Origin of the sequence: Streptomyces sp. NPDC051555 (assembly GCF_044454405.1) — a bacterium.
Lineage (GTDB): Bacteria > Actinomycetota > Actinomycetes > Streptomycetales > Streptomycetaceae > Streptomyces.
In genome coordinates this window covers 106,206-122,814 of the sequence record NZ_JBITDP010000022.1, presented here as the reverse complement: position 1 = coordinate 122,814, position 16,609 = coordinate 106,206, and the positions used below count along the sequence as shown (strand labels likewise).

Annotated in this window: 18 protein-coding genes; 13 read left to right on the top strand and 5 right to left on the bottom strand. The window is 74.3% G+C overall.

Annotation, left to right across the window (positions count from 1 at the left end):
- Positions 1-84: 84 nt before the first annotated feature.
- On the top strand, positions 85-1,464 hold the full coding sequence (locus tag ACIBEA_RS33930; protein WP_399267028.1) for a DUF445 domain-containing protein: 1,380 nt from the start codon (positions 85-87) through the stop codon (positions 1,462-1,464).
- Positions 1,465-1,558: 94 nt separating this feature from the next.
- Here ACIBEA_RS33930 and ACIBEA_RS33925 read toward each other — a convergent pair whose 3' ends face one another.
- Entirely contained in the window at positions 1,559-1,858 is a 300-nt protein-coding gene (locus ACIBEA_RS33925) for a hypothetical protein (protein ID WP_399267027.1), read from the bottom strand.
- A gap of 56 nt (positions 1,859-1,914) precedes the next feature.
- Positions 1,915-2,079 carry a hypothetical protein gene (locus tag ACIBEA_RS33920; protein ID WP_354382538.1) on the bottom strand — a complete coding sequence of 55 codons (165 nt, stop codon included), beginning with the start codon at positions 2,077-2,079 and terminating at the stop codon, positions 1,915-1,917.
- A gap of 207 nt (positions 2,080-2,286) precedes the next feature.
- Between ACIBEA_RS33920 and ACIBEA_RS33915 the strand changes: the two genes are divergently transcribed.
- Together ACIBEA_RS33915 and ACIBEA_RS33910 are read left to right on the top strand one after the other, a co-directional pair.
- Positions 2,287-2,844 (top strand): GNAT family N-acetyltransferase, encoded by a 558-nt coding sequence (locus ACIBEA_RS33915; RefSeq protein ID WP_399267026.1) that lies wholly within the window; start codon positions 2,287-2,289, stop codon positions 2,842-2,844.
- A gap of 90 nt (positions 2,845-2,934) precedes the next feature.
- Positions 2,935-3,966 carry a hypothetical protein gene (locus ACIBEA_RS33910; RefSeq protein ID WP_399267025.1) on the top strand — a complete coding sequence of 344 codons (1,032 nt, stop codon included), beginning with the start codon at positions 2,935-2,937 and terminating at the stop codon, positions 3,964-3,966.
- A gap of 18 nt (positions 3,967-3,984) precedes the next feature.
- Here the strand turns inward: ACIBEA_RS33910 and ACIBEA_RS33905 are convergent, their stop codons facing one another.
- The gene (locus tag ACIBEA_RS33905) at positions 3,985-4,989 is read right to left on the bottom strand and encodes a tetratricopeptide repeat protein (protein WP_399267024.1); all 1,005 of its coding nucleotides are present in this window, start codon (positions 4,987-4,989) and stop codon (positions 3,985-3,987) included.
- A 47-nt stretch (positions 4,990-5,036) separates the two neighbouring features.
- Between ACIBEA_RS33905 and ACIBEA_RS33900 the strand changes: the two genes are divergently transcribed.
- The 6 genes from ACIBEA_RS33900 to ACIBEA_RS33875 all read left to right on the top strand — a co-directional run bounded on the left by ACIBEA_RS33900 (position 5,037) and on the right by ACIBEA_RS33875 (position 9,814).
- Positions 5,037-5,900 (top strand): class E sortase, encoded by an 864-nt coding sequence (locus tag ACIBEA_RS33900; protein WP_399267023.1) that lies wholly within the window; start codon positions 5,037-5,039, stop codon positions 5,898-5,900.
- A 50-nt stretch (positions 5,901-5,950) separates the two neighbouring features.
- Positions 5,951-6,151 carry a DUF3311 domain-containing protein gene (locus ACIBEA_RS33895; protein ID WP_399267022.1) on the top strand — a complete coding sequence of 67 codons (201 nt, stop codon included), beginning with the start codon at positions 5,951-5,953 and terminating at the stop codon, positions 6,149-6,151.
- Between the two features lie 38 nt (positions 6,152-6,189).
- Entirely contained in the window at positions 6,190-7,677 is a 1,488-nt protein-coding gene (locus ACIBEA_RS33890; protein WP_399267056.1) for a sodium:solute symporter, read from the top strand.
- A gap of 53 nt (positions 7,678-7,730) precedes the next feature.
- The gene (locus ACIBEA_RS33885) at positions 7,731-8,042 is read left to right on the top strand and encodes a DUF6412 domain-containing protein (RefSeq protein ID WP_399267021.1); all 312 of its coding nucleotides are present in this window, start codon (positions 7,731-7,733) and stop codon (positions 8,040-8,042) included.
- Between the two features lie 132 nt (positions 8,043-8,174).
- Positions 8,175-8,834 carry a YidC/Oxa1 family membrane protein insertase gene (locus ACIBEA_RS33880; RefSeq protein WP_399267055.1) on the top strand — a complete coding sequence of 220 codons (660 nt, stop codon included), beginning with the start codon at positions 8,175-8,177 and terminating at the stop codon, positions 8,832-8,834.
- A 122-nt stretch (positions 8,835-8,956) separates the two neighbouring features.
- Complete coding sequence (locus tag ACIBEA_RS33875; RefSeq protein ID WP_399267020.1) at positions 8,957-9,814, top strand: fumarylacetoacetate hydrolase family protein; 858 nt, start codon at positions 8,957-8,959, stop codon at positions 9,812-9,814.
- Positions 9,815-9,964: 150 nt separating this feature from the next.
- Here ACIBEA_RS33875 and ACIBEA_RS33870 read toward each other — a convergent pair whose 3' ends face one another.
- Positions 9,965-11,023 (bottom strand): ALF repeat-containing protein, encoded by a 1,059-nt coding sequence (locus ACIBEA_RS33870; protein WP_399267019.1) that lies wholly within the window; start codon positions 11,021-11,023, stop codon positions 9,965-9,967.
- Positions 11,024-11,105: 82 nt separating this feature from the next.
- Positions 11,106-12,254 (bottom strand): Gfo/Idh/MocA family oxidoreductase, encoded by a 1,149-nt coding sequence (locus ACIBEA_RS33865; protein WP_399267018.1) that lies wholly within the window; start codon positions 12,252-12,254, stop codon positions 11,106-11,108.
- A 56-nt stretch (positions 12,255-12,310) separates the two neighbouring features.
- Here ACIBEA_RS33865 and ACIBEA_RS33860 point away from each other — a divergent pair, with 56 nt between their 5' ends.
- From ACIBEA_RS33860 to ACIBEA_RS33845, 4 genes are all read left to right on the top strand, one after another.
- Complete coding sequence (locus tag ACIBEA_RS33860; protein WP_399267017.1) at positions 12,311-13,492, top strand: ROK family protein; 1,182 nt, start codon at positions 12,311-12,313, stop codon at positions 13,490-13,492.
- A 143-nt stretch (positions 13,493-13,635) separates the two neighbouring features.
- A complete protein-coding gene (locus ACIBEA_RS33855) occupies positions 13,636-14,454 on the top strand; it encodes a hypothetical protein (protein ID WP_399267016.1) in 819 nt (272 codons plus the stop codon).
- Positions 14,455-14,496: 42 nt separating this feature from the next.
- Complete coding sequence (locus ACIBEA_RS33850) at positions 14,497-15,255, top strand: GntR family transcriptional regulator (protein WP_399267015.1); 759 nt, start codon at positions 14,497-14,499, stop codon at positions 15,253-15,255.
- Positions 15,256-15,403: 148 nt separating this feature from the next.
- Complete coding sequence (locus ACIBEA_RS33845; protein WP_399267014.1) at positions 15,404-16,525, top strand: TIGR03364 family FAD-dependent oxidoreductase; 1,122 nt, start codon at positions 15,404-15,406, stop codon at positions 16,523-16,525.
- Positions 16,526-16,609: the final 84 nt, after the last annotated feature.

Sequence of the window (16,609 nt, the reverse complement as noted above, 5' to 3'; positions counted from 1 at the left end):
CGCGGGTCCGGACAGGGCCGCGGCCCGTGAGCGCGGGGACACACCGGGTCGTGGCGGGAACTCCGCGGCCGCCCCGGGAGTCGGATGCTATGCAGACAAACCGGCGCCCCCGGGGGAAGGCAGGAACCCGTGAACGACACAGGGACGAGCACCGGAGCGCCGCCGACGGCGCCCCGGCCGCCCGTAGCGGCATCCGGTCAGTTCGTCTTCAACGCGGCGGACGAGGAGCGGCAGCGCGGCGTCCGCCGGATGAAGACGACGGCGACCGGTCTGTTGATCCTGGTCGCGCTGGTCTACGTACTGGCCAAGTGGGCCCAGCACGCGGGTGGCGCGGGCGGCTGGGCGGGCTACGTCGCGGCCGCGGCCGAGGCGGGCATGGTGGGCGCGCTCGCGGACTGGTTCGCGGTCACCGCGCTCTTCCGGCGCCCGCTCGGCCTGCCCATTCCGCACACCGCGATCATCCCCACGAAGAAGGACCAGCTCGGCGTCTCCCTCGGGGAGTTCGTCGGCGAGAACTTCCTCTCCTCCGACGTCGTCCGTACGCGGCTGCACGCGCTCGGCATCGGCGGCCGGCTCGGTGCCTGGCTGGCCGAGCCCGCGCACGCCGACCGGGTCACCGACGAGCTGGCGACCGCGCTGCGCGGTGCGCTGACGGTGCTGCGCGACTCCGATGTGCAGGCGGTCGTCGGGGAGGCCATCACGCGGCGGGCGGAGAACGCCGAGATCGCGCCGGGCCTCGGCAAGACCCTGGAGCGGATCGTCGCGGACGGCGGGCACCGGCGGGCGGTGGACCTGGTGTGCGTCAAGGCGCACGACTGGCTGGTCACGCACGGCGAGTCGGTGATGGACGCGGTCCAGGGCGGGGCGCCGGGCTGGACCCCGCGGTTCGTGGACCGGAAGATCGGCGACCGGGTCTACAAGGAACTGCTGCGGTTCGTCACGGAGATGCGCGACATGCCGGAGCACCCGGCGCGGGGTGCGGTGGACCGGTTCCTGAGCGACTTCGCGGTCGACCTCCAGTCGGACACGGACACCCGCGCCCGGGTGGAGCGGCTCAAGTCCGAGGTCCTGGCGCGTGGGGAGGTCCAGGACATCATCGCGTCGGCCTGGTCCGCAGTGCGCACGATGATCCTGTCGGCGGCGCAGGACGAGCAGAGCGAACTGCGCCTGCGCGTGCGGGCGTCCTTGATCTCGCTCGGCTCGCGGCTGGCCACGGACGGCCGCTTGCAGGCGAAGGTGGAGGGGTGGATCGAGGGCGCGGTGGTGTACGTCGTGACGACCTACCGGACGGAGATCACCTCGCTGATCACGGACACGGTGGCGGGCTGGGACGCGGAGCACACCTCGCGCAAGATCGAGGCCCACATCGGCCGCGACCTGCAGTTCATCCGGATCAACGGCACGGTGGTGGGAGCCCTGGCGGGCCTGCTGATCTACACGGTCAGCCGAGCGCTGGGGGCATAGCGGAACCGGGGGCCTGCCGGCCGTGGGCTGCCCCGGGGCTGCCGCCCCGGGGTGCTCGGGCCGGCGGCTGGTGTGCCGGGGGGACCGTCGGGGTTCAGTCGCGGTCGGCCACGGTCCAGGACGCGGCGGCCACGACGGCGGCCACGGTGAGGACCGCGGGCCAGGCGCCGATCTTCTTGGCCAGCGGGTGCGATCCGGCGAAGCCGGCGACGTACAGCGCGCCGAGTCCGGCCGCGGCCGGGGCGCCCGCGCGCCGGTGCCATTCACGCCCGGCCGCGAGTCCGGCCGCGCCGAGCACGACGCCGCCCAGGGGCCGCTTGCGCGTCCACCGCGCGACGGCGTAGCCGCCGACCAGCCCTGCCGCGGCCACCACCGAGGTCGGTACCTGTGCCATGTCCATTCCCTCCGCCGTACGGACGTCCTACGCTTCGAACGATCCTTCCGACGAGGCTAACGCGACCGCCGCGCGAAGCGGCGGGCACCCACGGCGCCGAGCAACAGCACGGCCCCGCCCACGACGCCGTGCGGGACGCCGGGCGGCAGCATGGCGACCACGCCCAGCACCAGGAAGAACGCCAGCGCACACGCGCCGAGTCCACGCAGGAATCCGTCCACCCACACCCCTATAGCCACCGTCGGTCACGGTCTCCGGACGGGCCGCGCCACCGTGACAACGCCCAACACCGGCCCGTGTCACGGCGACACGGTGGATCTGCCGGGAACCTCCCGATCGAGGCATGCGCCACACCAGGCAACCGCGGGGGCGTAGATTCGCTCTCCGCAGGAGAGAAACCCCCCAACCCACCCCAGGAGCGGACAACCGTGATCTGCTACGGACCGGCCGTCCTCGACCTGACGGACGAACTGGTCGACACCTACGCCGACGTCTTCTCGGGACCGCCGTGGAACGAAGGTGAAGAAACCATTCGCCAGTTCGCGTCCCGCCTCCAGTCCGACACCCGCCGCCGCGGCTTCCGCACCGCCTTCGCCCAGACCGCGGACGGCATCGACGGCTTCGCCACCGCCTGGCTGACCCGCGCCCCCTTCCCCGCCGACCGCGGCTACGCGCAGGTCAGCGCCCAGCTCGGCCGCGCCCGCGTCCGCCGGCTGCTGGTCGACGCCCTCGAAGTGGACGAACTCGCCGTACGCCGCCACGCCCGCGGCCAGGGCACGGGCCGGGCCCTGCTCGCGGAGATCACCGCCGACGCCCCGGAGGGGCGCGCCTGGCTGCTCACCGCCCGCGCCGCCACCGACACCGTCGCGACCTACCGCCGCCTCGGCTGGCACGAGGTCACCCCGCTGCCCGGCACGGAGAACGCGGTGATCGTCTTCCTCTCGCCCGACCACCCGGAAGCGGCGACGGCCTCAGCGGCGGCCTGAGGCCGGGGGGCGGGCCCGCCTCCGATCCCCACCCCGATCCCCGAGCCGCGCCCCAGGCGTGCCCGCGCGACCGGCGGGCATATCGCGGGCATGATCACGCACTCCACCGCCCGCGCCACCGCTCCCGCCCCCTCCCGGGCCATTGCCCCGCTGGCGCGCCGTCAGCTGAACCTCGTGACCGCCCACCAGCTCAGGGCCGCCCGGGTGCCGTCCGCCACGGTCGCCGGCCGGACCCGACCCGGCGGCCCCTGGCAGCGGCTGCTGCCCCGCGTCTACCTCCTGCAGACCGGGCCGCCGGACGAGCGCCAACGCGCCCTCTCCGCCGTCCTGTACGCCGCCGGGCCCGCCGGCGGCGATCCCCTCGGCGGCGGTGCGGCGGCGCTCACCGGCGGAGCCGCCCTGGCGCTGATCGGCGTACGCGATGCCCCGCCGACCCCGCTGGACGTCATGGTCCGGGCCCCGCGCACGGTCGCTCCCGTCCCCGGGGTCCGGCCGCTGACCACCGCGCGCTGGCCGGCCACGATCACGGTGTCCGGGATCCCGAGCGCCCGCCCGCTGCGCGCCGCCGCCGACTTCGCGGCCCGGGCCGAGGACCCCGACCTGGTCCGCTCGGTCCTGGCGAACGTGGTCCAGGCCGGCTGGTGCCACCCGCAGGACCTGCACGGCGAACTCCGCGCCGCGCGCGCCCTGGCCCGACCCGCGGTGCGGGGCGCCGCCGCCGAGCTGGTGGCCGGGGTCCGCTCCATCGCCGAGGCCCGGGCCCGCGACGCCCTGACGGCCACGGACCTACCGGCCCCGCTGTGGAACGCCCGGCTGTACACCCCGGACGGGACCTTCCTGGCGAGCCCGGACGCGTACTGGCCGGACGAGGTCGTGGCCCTGGAGATCGACTCGGCGGAGTACCACTACGCCCGGGACTCCTGGCACGCGACGCTGCGGCGCCGGCTCCGTCTGGAGGCGCACGGCGTCCTCGTGGTCAGCGCCACCCCGTCGATGGTCCGCGACGCCCCCGCCGAGGTGGTCGCGGCCCTGCGCGCCCTCCTCGGGCTCGCCGCCCACCGCCCCGCCCCGCCCGCGGCCACGGCACGCGGCCACGAGCAGCTGCGGCTGCCCTTCGGCTGAACCGGACGGGCACGGGCGTCAGAGCAGCGGGCCGCCGTGGCAGGTGGCGTACGGCTTGGTCGAGGCGCACCAGCAGGGGGTGGTGGGGGACGGGGGCCAGGGGGTGGCCTTGCCGCGGGCGGCGAGGGTGGTGGCGTACTCGGCCAGGAGGCTGGGGGAGGCCGGGGAGGTCCTCTCGGAGGCGGCGAACGCCTCGAAGGAGGGGACGCTCGCCGTGACGATGCCGAGGTTCGTGGTGCCCGAAGCGGCCAGGGCGCGCAGGGAGGTCTCGATGTCCGTCAGGTGAGCGGCGTGCGAGGGGTACTCGCTGGCCAGGGTCGGGTAGGACGCGAGGAGCTCGGTCAGCTCCTGGAGCGGCCAGTGCAGCAGGGCCACCGGGAAGGGCCGGGAGAGCGCGGCGCGGCGGTCGCCGAGCTCGGCGCGCAGGCGGGCGATCTCGGCGCGCAGCTCGGCCGGGTCGTCGGAGCCCAGGGCCCAGATGCGCTTGGGGTCGTGGAGCTCGTCGAGCGGGATCGGGCCGGTGTGGCGGGTGTCGGCGACCATGTCCCAGTCGTCGTGGGCCAGCCCCAGGAGCCGGCGGACGCGGTGGCGGCCGGTGAGGAGGGCCGTGGTGGAGGTGGTGAGGGGTTCTTCGTCCGTGATGAGCAGCTGGGCGGCCTGGGTGAAGCAGTCGTGGGAGGCGTCCAGTTCGTCGTGGGCCTCCAGGGTCTCGGCGATGACCTCCCACGGCGCGGGGTCGTCGGGGGCGGCCGTGCGGATGCCGGAGATCAGGGCGCGGGCCTCGGCCTCGTGCCCGTACTCCCACAGGTTCGCGGCCTGGAGGGCCTTGATCAGGTGGGTGTTGACCGGTGTGCCGGACAGCAGTTGGTCGTAGAGCGCGCTCGCCCGTTCGCGTACGTCGGCCAGTTCGAGGTGGGCCGCGGCTTGCAGGAGCAGCGGCTCCTGGTCCTCGGGGTAGCGGTTCGCCGTGCGGATGAGGCGCTCGGCTTCGGCGATGTGCTCGGCAGGCGTGTCGGGGCGCATGGTTCACACCGTACTGCCGCTGGTCAGTTGGCGGGGCAGGTCTTAAGGTGCGGCCCGTGCGGGATCACATACCTGTGGTGGTGCAGGGCAGCGGTCGGCGGGCACGGCGCGTGGGGATCGCGCGGGTGCTGTGGACCTGTGCCGAACTGACCACCACGGTGGGCCTGGTGGTGTTGTTGCTGGTGGTGCACCAGGTGTGGTGGACGAACCGGGAGGTCGTGGCGGCGGCGCGGGACCAGGTGCGGGCCCTGGAGCGGTCCTGGGAGGGGTCCGGTCCGATCGGTTCCGGTTCTGCTGGAGGCGACGCCGGGGACGATCTCGCCGGGGCGGACGTGGATCCGGGGGCGGGGGCGGGGGCGGACGCGGGGTCCGCCGCGCCGACCGCCGGCCCCGACACCCCGACCGCCCGCCCCGTGCGCCCGCCCGCCGCGGGGCAGGCGGGGCGGACGGGTTCCGCGGCGGCTCCGGCCGCGTCGCAGGCGTACGCCGTGCTGCGGATCCCGCGGCTGGGGCTGGTCGTGCCCGTCGCGCAGGGGGTGTCCAAGGCCGCGGTGCTCGACAAGGGGTACGTCGGGCACTACCCGGAGACCGCGCAGCCGGGGGCGCGGGGGAACTTCGCGCTCGCGGGGCACCGCAACACGCACGGGGAGCCCTTCCGGTACGTCGACCGCCTGCGGGCCGGGGACGAGATCCAGGTCGAGACGCAGGGCAGGCGGTACACGTACGTCGTGGACAAGGTGCTCCCGGAGACGACCGAGCGGGACTCAGGGGTGATCGCGCCGGTGCCGCGGAGCGTGGTGAAGCCCGACTACGGGTACGGCGAGCCGGGCGCGTACATCACCCTGACGACCTGCACGCCCGAGTACACCTCGAAGTACCGGCTCGTGGTGTGGGGGAAGTTGAAGGGCTGACCGCGGCGGCGGGGCCCGCCGCCGCGGGACGGTGCGCCTACCGTGGGGCGGTGCGTCCGAAACGAGTGAAACGTCCTCAGCTGGTGTGGCTCGCCACGCCCTTCGTGCTCTTCCTCGGGGCGCTCCCCCTGGTCAACCGGGTGGAGCCGCTCCTCTTCGGGCGGGTGCCCTTCCTGCTCGTGTGGTGCGTGGGGGCGACGCTGGTCACCCCGCTCGCCGTCTGGCTGGCCTGGCGGGGTGACCACCGGTGAGCGCGGCGGCGGTGGCCACCTCCGTCTTCGCCGTGTTCATGGTGGGGACCGTCGCGCTCGGCCTGTACGCGGTGCGCGGCCGCGGGGGAGCCGGGGGCGGGGGCGGGGGCGGCGGGCTCGCCGAGTGGTCGGTGGGCGGCCGGTCGCTGGGCACCGTCTTCATCTGGGTGCTGATGGCGGGCGAGGGCTACACCAGCTTCAGCTACCTGGGCGCGGCGGGCTGGGGCTACAACTACGGCGCGCCCGTGATGTACGTCGTCGCCTACATGTCGTGCGGGTACGCGGTCGGGTACGTCGTCGGGCCCCTGCTGTGGGACTACGCGCGCCGGCACGCCCTGGTCGGGATCTCGGACATGGTCGCGCACCGGTACGGCCGCCCGTGGCTCGGCGCGGCGGTCGCGGTGCTGGCGACGGTGTTCCTGCTGCCGTACATCCAGCTCCAGATCACCGGGATGGGGGTGGTGGTCTCCACGGTGACCTACGGGGCGGTCCCGCTGGAGTGGGCCTACTTCGTGGCGTTCGCCGTCACCACCGGCTTCGTGGTGGTCAGCGGGCTGCGCGGGAGCGCGTGGGTGTCGGTGCTCAAGGACGTGCTGGTGATCGCGACGCTGGGCTTCCTCGCGGTGTACGTGCCGGTGCACTACTTCGGCGGGTACGGGGAGCTGTTCGACCGGCTGGTCGCGGAGCGGCCCGATTGGCTGACCCTCCCCGGGCACGGGGGCAGTGGGGGCGGGAGCGGGCTCGGGACGGGGTGGTTCGTGTCCACCTCCGTGCTCAACGCGCTGACCGTGGTGATCTTCCCGACGACCGTGGCCGGCTACCTGGGGGCGCGTGACGCCGACGCGCTCCGGCGCAACGCGATCCTGTTGCCCGCCTACAACGTGCTGCTCTTCGTCCCGATGCTGCTGGGGATGGCCGCGCTGTTCGTGGTGCCGGGGCTGACCGGTGCGGGCTCCAACCTCGCGCTGTTCGAGCTGGTCGTCGACTCGTTGCCCGCGTGGGCGGTGGGGGTGATCGGTGTCGCGGCGGCGCTGTCGTCGATCGTGCCGATGGCGGTGTTCATGCTGGTGATCGGGACGATGTGGGGGCGCAGCGTGTTGTCGCTGGTGCCGCGCTGGAGTGCGGCGGAGCGGCAGAAGCCGGCCTCGCAGGTGGTCGTGGTGGTCGCCGGGGCGCTGGCCCTGGTGATGACGTACACCGCGCCGAACACCCTGGTGCGGCTCTCGCTCATCTCCTACGAGGGGATGGCGCAGTTGGTGCCGATGCTGCTGCTGGGGCTGGTGTGGCGGCGGCTGACCTTGGCCGCGGCGGTGAGCGGGCTGGTGGTGGGGGTAGTGGCCGTCTGCGTGCTCGTCTTCACGGGCCACGACCCGGTGTGGGGGGTGAACGCGGGGATGGTCGCGCTCGCGCTGAACCTGGCGGTCGCCCTGGCGGTGGCGTGGCTCGGGCCGCGGGAGCGGGAGCGGGACGGGCGGCCGGACGCGGAGGTGTTGGCCGCCGACCCGCTTGTCGGCGGGGGAGGTTAGGCTGGTCGGGTAGTGGGTCAAGACGTCGGGGCGAGGCGAAGGGGGTGGGTCGTATGGCGCGTGTCCGTGGGTTGTTGAGCGTCGTCCTGCTCACCGGTCTCCTCACGCTGCTCCTGGGTTACTCCCTCGGGGAGGGCGGGCTGGGCGCCGCCGTCGCCTTCGCGGCCACGGCCGCCGTCGGCGCCGCGGTGACGGGTTGCGCGGCGCTGCTCGCCCGGTGCACCCCACCCGTACCCCGCACCCGCATACGCACCGCGATCCGTGATCGCGAGCAGCGCACGGCCTTCCTGCCGCAGCGCGATCCCGACGCCTCCGGCCGCTCGCGGCCCAGGGCGCCCGGGCGGTCCGTCCTGACGGCCGCGTAGGGGCGTTCCCCGGGTCCATCGCGACCCCCGCGGCGCCCCCGCACGGCTCGTCACGCCGAAATGCACCTGAAGCATCTTTCGACGTCCGACGAGACCTTCCGGAGGGACCCCGTGTCCGTTCTCACCCCGCTCATCCATGCCCTCACCCAGGGCGTCGCGCAGCCCGTCGTCGCCCTCGCCCAGCTGCTGGAGCCGGTGGCGGCCCCGGCCGCGACCGCTGCCGCGATCGTCCTGTTCACCGTGCTGGTGCGGCTCGCCCTGCACCCGCTGAGCCGGGCGGCCTTCCGGGGCGCGACCCCGCGGGCCGGCTGCCTGCCCGTCCTCGTGCAGCTGCCGGTGTTCTTCTTCATGTACCGGGCGTTCACGTCCGTGGACAGCGGGCTGCTGGGCGAGCGGCTCTTCGCCGCCCCGCTCGGCGCCCGGTGGGCCGACGCGCTGGGGGAGGGCGGCCCCTTCGGGGGGCCGGGGCTGGTGTTCCTGGGCCTGTTCGCCGCCATCGCGGCCGTCGCCGCGTGGAGCGCCGTACGGGGGCGGCGGGCCGCGCGCTCGGGCAACGGCCCCGAGCTGCCCGACACGGTGCCCGCGGAGCAGCGGGAGATGCTGCGCAAGATGTCCGGCGTGCTGCCGCTGCTCTCCTTCGGCACGCTGATCACCGCGGCCGTGGTGCCGCTGGCCGCGGGCCTGTACCTGGTGGCCACGACCGCGTGGACGGTGGCGGAGCGGGTCTGGCTCCAGCACCGCAAGGACCGCGCGGGGCGGATCGCGCTCGGAGGTGCGCGTTCCAGTCTGTGAACAGGGTCTTGCGGATTGGGTGGACATCTTGGAGGATCGACCAATCCTCCGATGGCCGCAACCCATCGGCCGGCCCGGGGCGAGCCCACGGGCCGACCACCCACGACCACGGGAGAATGCCCATGAAGCTGCTGCGCGTCGGACCGGTGGGTGCTGAACGCCCCGCGCTGCTCGACCAGGACGGGACCCTGCGGGACCTGTCCGACCTGATCACGGACGTGGACGGGGCGCTGCTCGCCGACGATTCCGTACTGTCCCGCGTCCGGGAAGCGGCGGAGTCCGGCGACCTTCCGGTGCTGGGCGCCGAGGGCCTGCGCGTCGGCGCGCCCGTCGGCCGGGTCGGCAAGATCGTGGGCATCGGGCTGAACTACCACGGCCACGCGGCGGAGGTCGGCGCCGACACCCCCGCGGAGCCGATCCTCTTCCTCAAGGCCCCGGACACGGTCGTCGGCCCCGACGACACCGTGTTGATCCCGCGCGGCAGCGTGAAGACCGACTGGGAAGCGGAGCTGGGCGTCGTCATCGGGAGCACGGCCCGCTACCTCGGCTCGGCCGCGGAGGGCCTCGCGCACGTCGGCGGCTACCTGCTCGTGAACGACGTGTCGGAGCGCGAGTTCCAGATCGAGCGCGGCGGCACCTGGGACAAGGGCAAGAACTGCGAGACCTTCACCCCGCTCGGCCCCTGGTTGGTCACCGCCGACGAGATCCCGGACCCGCAGGTCCTGGACGTGAAGCTGTGGGTCAACGGCGAGCTCAAGCAGGACGGCAACACCTCCGACCAGATCTTCCCGGTCGGCGAGGTCGTGCGGTACCTGAGCCAGTTCATGACCCTCCACCCGGGCGACGTCATCGTCACCGGCACCCCGGCCGGCGTGGCCATGGGGCAGCCGGAGCCGAAGCCGTTCCTGCGGGCCGGTGACGTCGTGGAGCTGGAGATCGACAAGCTCGGCCGCCAGCGCCAGGAGTTCAAGAGCGCCTGAAGCGCCCGAGGTGCTTGAGGCGCCCGAGGTGCTTGAAGCGCCTCGGCTCCGGACGCGGGAGAGGGGGCGGGGCCGCCGTGGTCGGCGGGCCCGCCCCCTCTCGTACCGGGGACGCGTACCGGGACGCGTACCGGGACGCGAAGTGGAGCGTCAGCCGCGGGTCGACGCGCCGCGTCGACGTGCCGTCAGCACCAGGCCCGCGCCCGCCGCGAGGGCGAGGGCGCTGCCGCCGACGATCCACGGGGTCTCGGCGCCGCTGCCGGTGGACGCGAGCGGGCCCTTGCCACCGGCCGGGGCCGCGGTGTTGCCGCCGGACCCGTTGTTCGGGGTGACGACGACCTTGCCGGCCTCGTCATCGCCCTTGGGACGCGGCTTGTCCTTGCCGTCGGCCTGGTCCTCGCCCTTGCCGTTCCCGTCCTTCTCGCGGGCGGTGAACTGCCCGGTCTTCAGGAATTCGGCACGGTCCTTCGCGCTGCCCTTGAGGGCGGCCTGCGCGGCCTTCTTGAGCTCGGGACCCGGGTTCTTGCCGAGCATCGCCGAGATCAGGACGGTGTTGTCGTCGTCGCGCAGCTGGTGCTGCGTGGTCGTGACGAATGCGCGGATCTGGGCCGCGGTGCCGTTCGACAGGATCTTCTGGATGCCTTCGGTCAGGCCCGGACCGGCGCCCTGGAGCGCCGTCAGCAGCTCGACGCGGTCGTCCTCCAGCCGGGCCGCGTGCTGCCCGGACTCCAGGAACGCGGTCAGCGCCGCCTGGGTGTCGACCTTCAGGGCCTTCTTGCCCTCACGCTGCACGGCCTTGCCACCGGCGTGGATGAGCTGCGAGACCCGCATCCGGTCGTCGTCGAGCTGCTGCCTGGCCAGCTCGACCGTCAGGAAGTGCCGCAGGTCCGCGTCCGTGCCCTTGAGGGCCTTGGCCGCGGCCCCGCGCACGCCGGGCCCGCTCTTCGGGTCGGCCAGGATCTTCTCGATCGCGGCGCGGTCGGCCGCGGCCTGGTCCTTGCCGTCGACGGGCTTGGTGTCCGCGGGCTTGCCGTCGGTGGGCTTGCCGTCGACGGGCTTGGTGTCCGTGGGCGTCGACACGGTCGAGGCGGCCGACGCGGAGGTCGTCCCCGCCGCTCCGGCGTCGGCGGCGAAGGCCGGAGAGGCGAACAGGACGGCAGGAGCCATCGCGGCCACGGTGACGGCCGTGGCGATCCGGGACAACTTCACTGGTAGTACCCACTCTTCGCAACTGTGATGATCATAGGATTCTCACAGCTTAAGGGGCCCGGTCCGATCGCTTGATCGATTTTCAGGCGGAAGTCGCCCCGTGCGCTGAGACGTTCACCGCACGGCCCTCCTCGGACGAGCGGCGGGCCGCCTCCAGGACGTCCAGGCAGTCCGCGGCCTCGTGCGCGGTGACCGGAGCCGGGCCGCCGTCGCGCAGTGCGGCGGCCACCGCCGCGTAGTAGGCCGGGTAGTCGCCCGGCTCCGTCGGCACGGGCCGCCCGCCACCCGTCAGCGGGGACTCGCCGGAGCCGATCCGGCCCCGGCAGTGCTCGGGCTCCTCGCCCCACGGCAGGTCCACGCCCGGGCGCTTGCCCTCGCGCAGGGCGCCCTCCTGCGGGTCCAGGCCGTACTTGACGTAGCCCGCGGAGGAACCGAGCACCCGCATGCGCGGGCCGAGCTGGGCCGTGGTCGCGCTGACGTAGAGGTGGGAGCGGACGCCGTTCGCGTGGGTCAGCGCGATGAAGGTGTCGTCGTCCGCCCGGGCTCCGGGCCTGCGCACGTCCGTCTCCGCGTAGACGCGGACGGCCGGGCCGAACAGCACCAGGGCCTGGTCCACCACGTGGCTGCCCAGGTCGTACAGCAGGCCGCCGATCTCCTCCGGGGCGCCGGACTCGCGCCAGCCGCCCTTGAGCTGGGGGCGCCAGCGCTCGAAGCGGGACTCGAAGCGCTGGACCTCGCCGAGCTCGCCCTCCTCGATCAGGCGGCGCACGGTGAGGAAGTCGTTGTCCCAGCGGCGGTTCTGGAAGACGGACAGGAAGGTCCCGGTCCGGTCGGCCAGCGCGGCGAGTTCACGGGCCTCCGCGGCGGTGGCGGCGAGCGGCTTGTCGACCACCACGGCCAGGCCCGCCTCCAGGGCGGTGGTCGCGAGCGGGACGTGGGTCCTGTTGGGGGAGGCGATCACCACGAGGTCCAGCTCCGCGGCCCGCTCGAACAGCGCGTCCGGCGACGGTACGACATGTGCGTCCGGGAATTCCGCTTGCACCTGGGCCCGGCGGTCGGGGTCGGAGGTGACGACCGTGTCGAGGACGAGCCCCTCGGTCGCGGTCACGAGCGGGGCGTGGAAGACGGAGCCGGCGAGTCCGTAGCCGATCAGGCCGACGCGGAGCGGGGCGCCGGCGGGGGTGGCGGGGCCGGAGGGAGATGTGGGGGAGGTGGGGGAGGTGGTAGCCATGGAGTCCACTTTGGCAACACTGTTGCCTAAGTGCAAGGAGGGTGGACAATGGGCGGGTGATCAGAGGCAACGGTGGTGGTGGGGACGACGCGGTCGGCGGAGCGAATCTGGCCGGGCTGCGCGGGCACAATGCCGCGCTGGTCCTGGGCCTGTTGCGCGCGGCGGGGCTGCGCGGCGAGGCCGGGCCGGGCCGCGGCGAGCTGGCCGCCCGTACGGGACTGACCCCGCAGGCCGTCAGCAAGATCACGGCCCGGCTGGCGGCGGAGGGCCTGGTCGCGGAGGCGGGACGCGGCGCGTCCACCGGCGGCAAGCCGCGCACCCTGCTGCGCCTGGTCCCTGAGGCCCGGTACGCCGTGGGCGCCCACCTGGACCGCGACGAGCTGCGCGTGGTGCGCGTGGACCTGCTGGGGCGGGTGGTGGCCGAGTCGCGCCGGCCCCTGGACTTCGGGGCCGAGCCCGATGCGGTGGTGGCGGCGGTGGCGGAGGCGGTCGTACGGGCCTGCGCCGGCGGGTCGGCCACGGACGGGCCGTCGGGCGCGGGCGCGGACGGGCCGTCGGGCGCGGGCGGGCCGTCGGGCGCGGGCGGGCCGTCGGGTGCGGGCGCGCCGTTGGGTGTGGGCGTGGCCGCACCCGGGCCGTTGGACCACCGGACCGGGGTGCTGGGTCGGGTGACCGGCTTCCCGGGCTGGGAGGGCTATCCGCTGCGGGCGGCGCTGGCCGAGCGCCTGGGGGTGCCGGTGGTGCTGGACAAGGACACCAACGCGGGCGCGGCCGGAACCGGCACCGATCCGGGGTCCGGCAGCTCCGTGTACCTGCACGTGGGCACCGGACTGGGCGCGGGGCTGCGCCTCGGGGGCGAGGTGTACCGGGGGAGCCGCTCGGGCGCGGGGGAGTTCGGGCACCAGGTGCTGCTGCTGGACGGGCCGCCGTGCCGGTGCGGGGCGCGCGGCTGCGCCGAGGTGCTGTGCCTGGAGGCGGTGGCGCGGGGCGACCTCGACCGGGCCGCGCGGGTGCTGGGGGAGGCGGCGGCGAATCTGGTGGCGCTGCTGGACGTGGACCGGGTGCTGTTGGGCGGGCGCGTGGTGGCGGCCGCGCCGGAGGTGTTCGTCGAGGGGGTCCGTACGGTACTGGCGGCCCGCGCCCTCGGCGGCGGTCCCGTGCGGGTGGAGCGGGCCCCGGGCGGAGTGGCGGAGGGCGCGGCGGAACTGGTCCTGGCCCCCCTCTTCGGCGGCGCTTGACCCCCTGCGCCAATCGGGCGTAAACCGGTTCGACCGGGGCGCGGCGACAGCAGGGGGGTGGGAGGGGCGTGGCAGGGTGCGGCCAAGGCGGGGTGATTGTCGCTTCGTCAGATCATCGTCCGGCGAGCCAGCGAAGGCCCACCATGCGACTGCGCAAAGCCCTTGCCCTCTCCGCGGTCCTCGTCGTCGTATCGGGACCGGTCGCGCTTCCCGCGGTCGCCGCACCCGCGCCCCCCGGCGGCGGTGGCGCCCGCCCCGCACCCGCACTGCCCTCGCGCGCCAAGGCCAGCTGCGGGGACGGCAAGAACGCGGCCTTCCCCATCGGGGCCCGGATCCGCGGCGGACCGAGCGTCTACCGCATCGGCGCCGGACCGCAGACCTGGTACCTGGACCTGACCAACACCACCGCCACCGAGTGCACCGCCATCCATCCCGTGGTCGTCTTCACCGACAAGGCGCACACCCTGCGCCCCGCCCACCTGCGGATGGAGTTCGAGGCGCGGGGCGCCACCTTCCCCGTCAGCCTGGAGAGCACCGACCGGGACGAGGTCATCGCCGTGTTCGACGGCGGGGAGGCCTTCCCCGGCTTCACCGTCGGTCCCGGCGGCTCGGCCACCGTCAAGGTGCAGCTGGCCTTCGCCGCCACGGCACCCGCCGGCGAGGTGGTCGCCGACGCGGCCCTGGTCCAGCGCAAGGGCGACGACGGCGACTGGGTCGGCGACACCGGCGGCTACCGGTTCTCGGTCGAGGGCCCGCAGCAGCCGGTCGAGGCGGAGGCCGGGGCCGAGGCGGAACCCGGAACGTGGTCCGGGGTCGACGCCCTTGCCGAGACCGGCACCCCCGACACCACCGCCCGCGCCCAGGACCTGGCCGCACGGGGCGCCCTCGGCGCCCTCGCGGCGGGCGGGGGCCTCCTGCTGGCAGCCCGGCGCCTGCGCAGGGAGCCGACGACCGGGCCGTAGGCCCCGCGCCCCGCCCCCGTACCACCCCCGTACAGTCCCAGAGTGGAACCGACCCAGCACCGCCCCGGCTCGCCGGTCCGATCCGGCATTCCCGAGCACGGGCGCATTCCCAAGTACTACGCCGTCAAGGCCCGCCTCGCCGAGCTCGTCGAGGAGCTCGGCGAGGGCGGGACGTTGCCCACCGAACGGGACCTCGCCGAGCGCTACGAGGTGTCCCGCGAGACCGTCCGCCAGGCCCTGCGCGAGCTGCTCCTCGAAGGCAGGCTGCGCCGGTCCGGGCGCGGCACGGTCGTCGCCGGGCCGAAGCTGGAGCAGCCGCTGTCCCTGGCCAGTTACACCGAGGGGGTCCGCCGCCAAGGGCGCCGCCCGGGCCGCAACCTCATCGGCCTGGAGCAGTTCCCCTGCCCGCCCGACCTCGCGCCCGGCATCGGCGCGGAGGCCGGCGAGCCCGTCTGGCACCTGGAGCGGGTGCTGCTGGCCGACGACGAGCGGGTGGGGCTGGAGAGCACGTACGTCCGGGTGGCCCGTGCGCCCCGACTGGACGGCGAATTCAAGCCGGATTCCTCTTTCTACGGATATCTCCGGGAGCGGCTCGGCATCGCCTTCGGTGACGCCGACGAGAAGTTGGAGACGGTCCTGGCCACCCCGCGCGAGGCGCTGCTCATCGGGACGCCGCCCGCGCTGCCGATGCTGCTGATCCACCGGTTCTCGCGCGATCAGGACGGGCGGCCCCTGGAGCGGGTGCGTTCGCTCTACCGTGGCGACCGGTTCAGCTTCACGACGCACCTGCGCCCCGAATAGTCGAGGACGAGCAACCCGATAACCGGACCAAAGGGATGCTTGCTTATCACGGAACGGTAACGGGTCTGGTCCAAGCGTCGAGGGCTGTTCACCGATCGGTCGCCTGATGGATCCTCCCGGTCCATGGGTCCCGGACACCGTGGGCCGGGTGAGAGTCATAGTCATCGGAGGCGGCGTGGTCGGCACCATGCACGCCTGGCAAGCAGTCGAACGCGGCCACGAGGTCGTCCAGATCGAGCGCGAGGCCGAGGCGCGGGGTGCCTCACTGCGCAATTTCGGCCAGATCTGGGTCAGCGGGCGGGCCGGCGGTGCGGAGCTGGACACGGCGCTGCGGGCCCGCGAGCTCTGGGAGCGGATCGGGGAGCGGGTCCCCGGCCTGGGCTTCCGCGCCATCGGATCCCTCACCCCCGTCCGCAACGCCCGTGAACACGCGGTCGCCGAGGCGGCCGTGGCCCGCGCGGACGCCGCCGCCCGCGGATACGCGCTCCTCGGTGCGGCCGAAGCGCGTGCGATCAACCCGGCCCTGCGCGGCGCCTTCGAGGCGGCCCTGTGGTGTGAGCGGGACGCGGCCGTCGAGCCGCGCACCGCGCAGCTCCACCTGCGCGCGGCGCTGCGGGCCTCCGGCCGCTACACCTTCCTCCCCGGACGCGAGGTCCGCGAGGTCACCGGCCCCGGCGCCGTCCGCGACGACCACGGTGACGTCCACCGCGGCGACGTCGTCGTCCTGGCCACCGGAGCCTGGCTCTCCGGCCTGGTCCGCGAGTTGGCCCCGGACCTGCCCGTGCGCCGGGTCCGGCTCCAGATGATGCAGACCGAGCCGCTCGGCGAGCCGCTGACCACCTCGGTCGCCGACGCCGACAGCTTCCGCTACTACCCGGCGTACCGGAGCGAGGCCCTCGACGAGCTCAACGCCGAGCAGGCGCAGGCGCCCGTGGCCGCCGCGCACAAGATGCAGCTGTTGATGGTCCAGCGGTGCGACGGCGGCCTCACCATCGGCGACACCCACGAGTACGAGCACCCCTTCGCGTTCGACACCCTCGAAGAGCCCTACGACCACCTCACCGGGGTCGTCGAGTCCTTCCTGGGCCGCCCGCTCCCGAAGATCCGGCACCGCTGGGCGGGCGTGTACGCGCAGTGCACCGACACCACCCGGGTCGTCCACCGCGAGCAGGTGCGGGACGGCGTGTGGCTGGTGACCGGACCCGGCGGCCGGGGCATGACCTGCTCGCCCGCCATAGCCGAGACCACCGCGAACGAACTGGGCTGGTAACCGACATGGCTGACAACAACAACACCACCAACACCACCACCATCACCACCATCAACACCAACGCGACCACCTTCCGCCACGGCC

Excerpts from the sequence above, each read along its gene's own strand:
- ACIBEA_RS33930 (WP_399267028.1), top strand. The coding sequence starts at position 85 with ATGCTATGCAGACAAACCGGCGCCCCCGGGGGAAGGCAGGAACCCGTG.
- ACIBEA_RS33925 (WP_399267027.1), bottom strand. The coding sequence starts at position 1,858 with ATGGCACAGGTACCGACCTCGGTGGTGGCCGCGGCAGGGCTGGTCGGC.
- ACIBEA_RS33910 (WP_399267025.1), top strand. The coding sequence starts at position 2,935 with ATGATCACGCACTCCACCGCCCGCGCCACCGCTCCCGCCCCCTCCCGG.
- ACIBEA_RS33905 (WP_399267024.1), bottom strand. The coding sequence starts at position 4,989 with ATGCGCCCCGACACGCCTGCCGAGCACATCGCCGAAGCCGAGCGCCTC.
- ACIBEA_RS33890 (WP_399267056.1), top strand. The coding sequence starts at position 6,190 with ATGGTGGGGACCGTCGCGCTCGGCCTGTACGCGGTGCGCGGCCGCGGG.
- ACIBEA_RS33885 (WP_399267021.1), top strand. The coding sequence starts at position 7,731 with ATGGCGCGTGTCCGTGGGTTGTTGAGCGTCGTCCTGCTCACCGGTCTC.
- ACIBEA_RS33875 (WP_399267020.1), top strand. The coding sequence starts at position 8,957 with ATGAAGCTGCTGCGCGTCGGACCGGTGGGTGCTGAACGCCCCGCGCTG.
- ACIBEA_RS33865 (WP_399267018.1), bottom strand. The coding sequence starts at position 12,254 with ATGGCTACCACCTCCCCCACCTCCCCCACATCTCCCTCCGGCCCCGCC.
- ACIBEA_RS33855 (WP_399267016.1), top strand. The coding sequence starts at position 13,636 with ATGCGACTGCGCAAAGCCCTTGCCCTCTCCGCGGTCCTCGTCGTCGTA.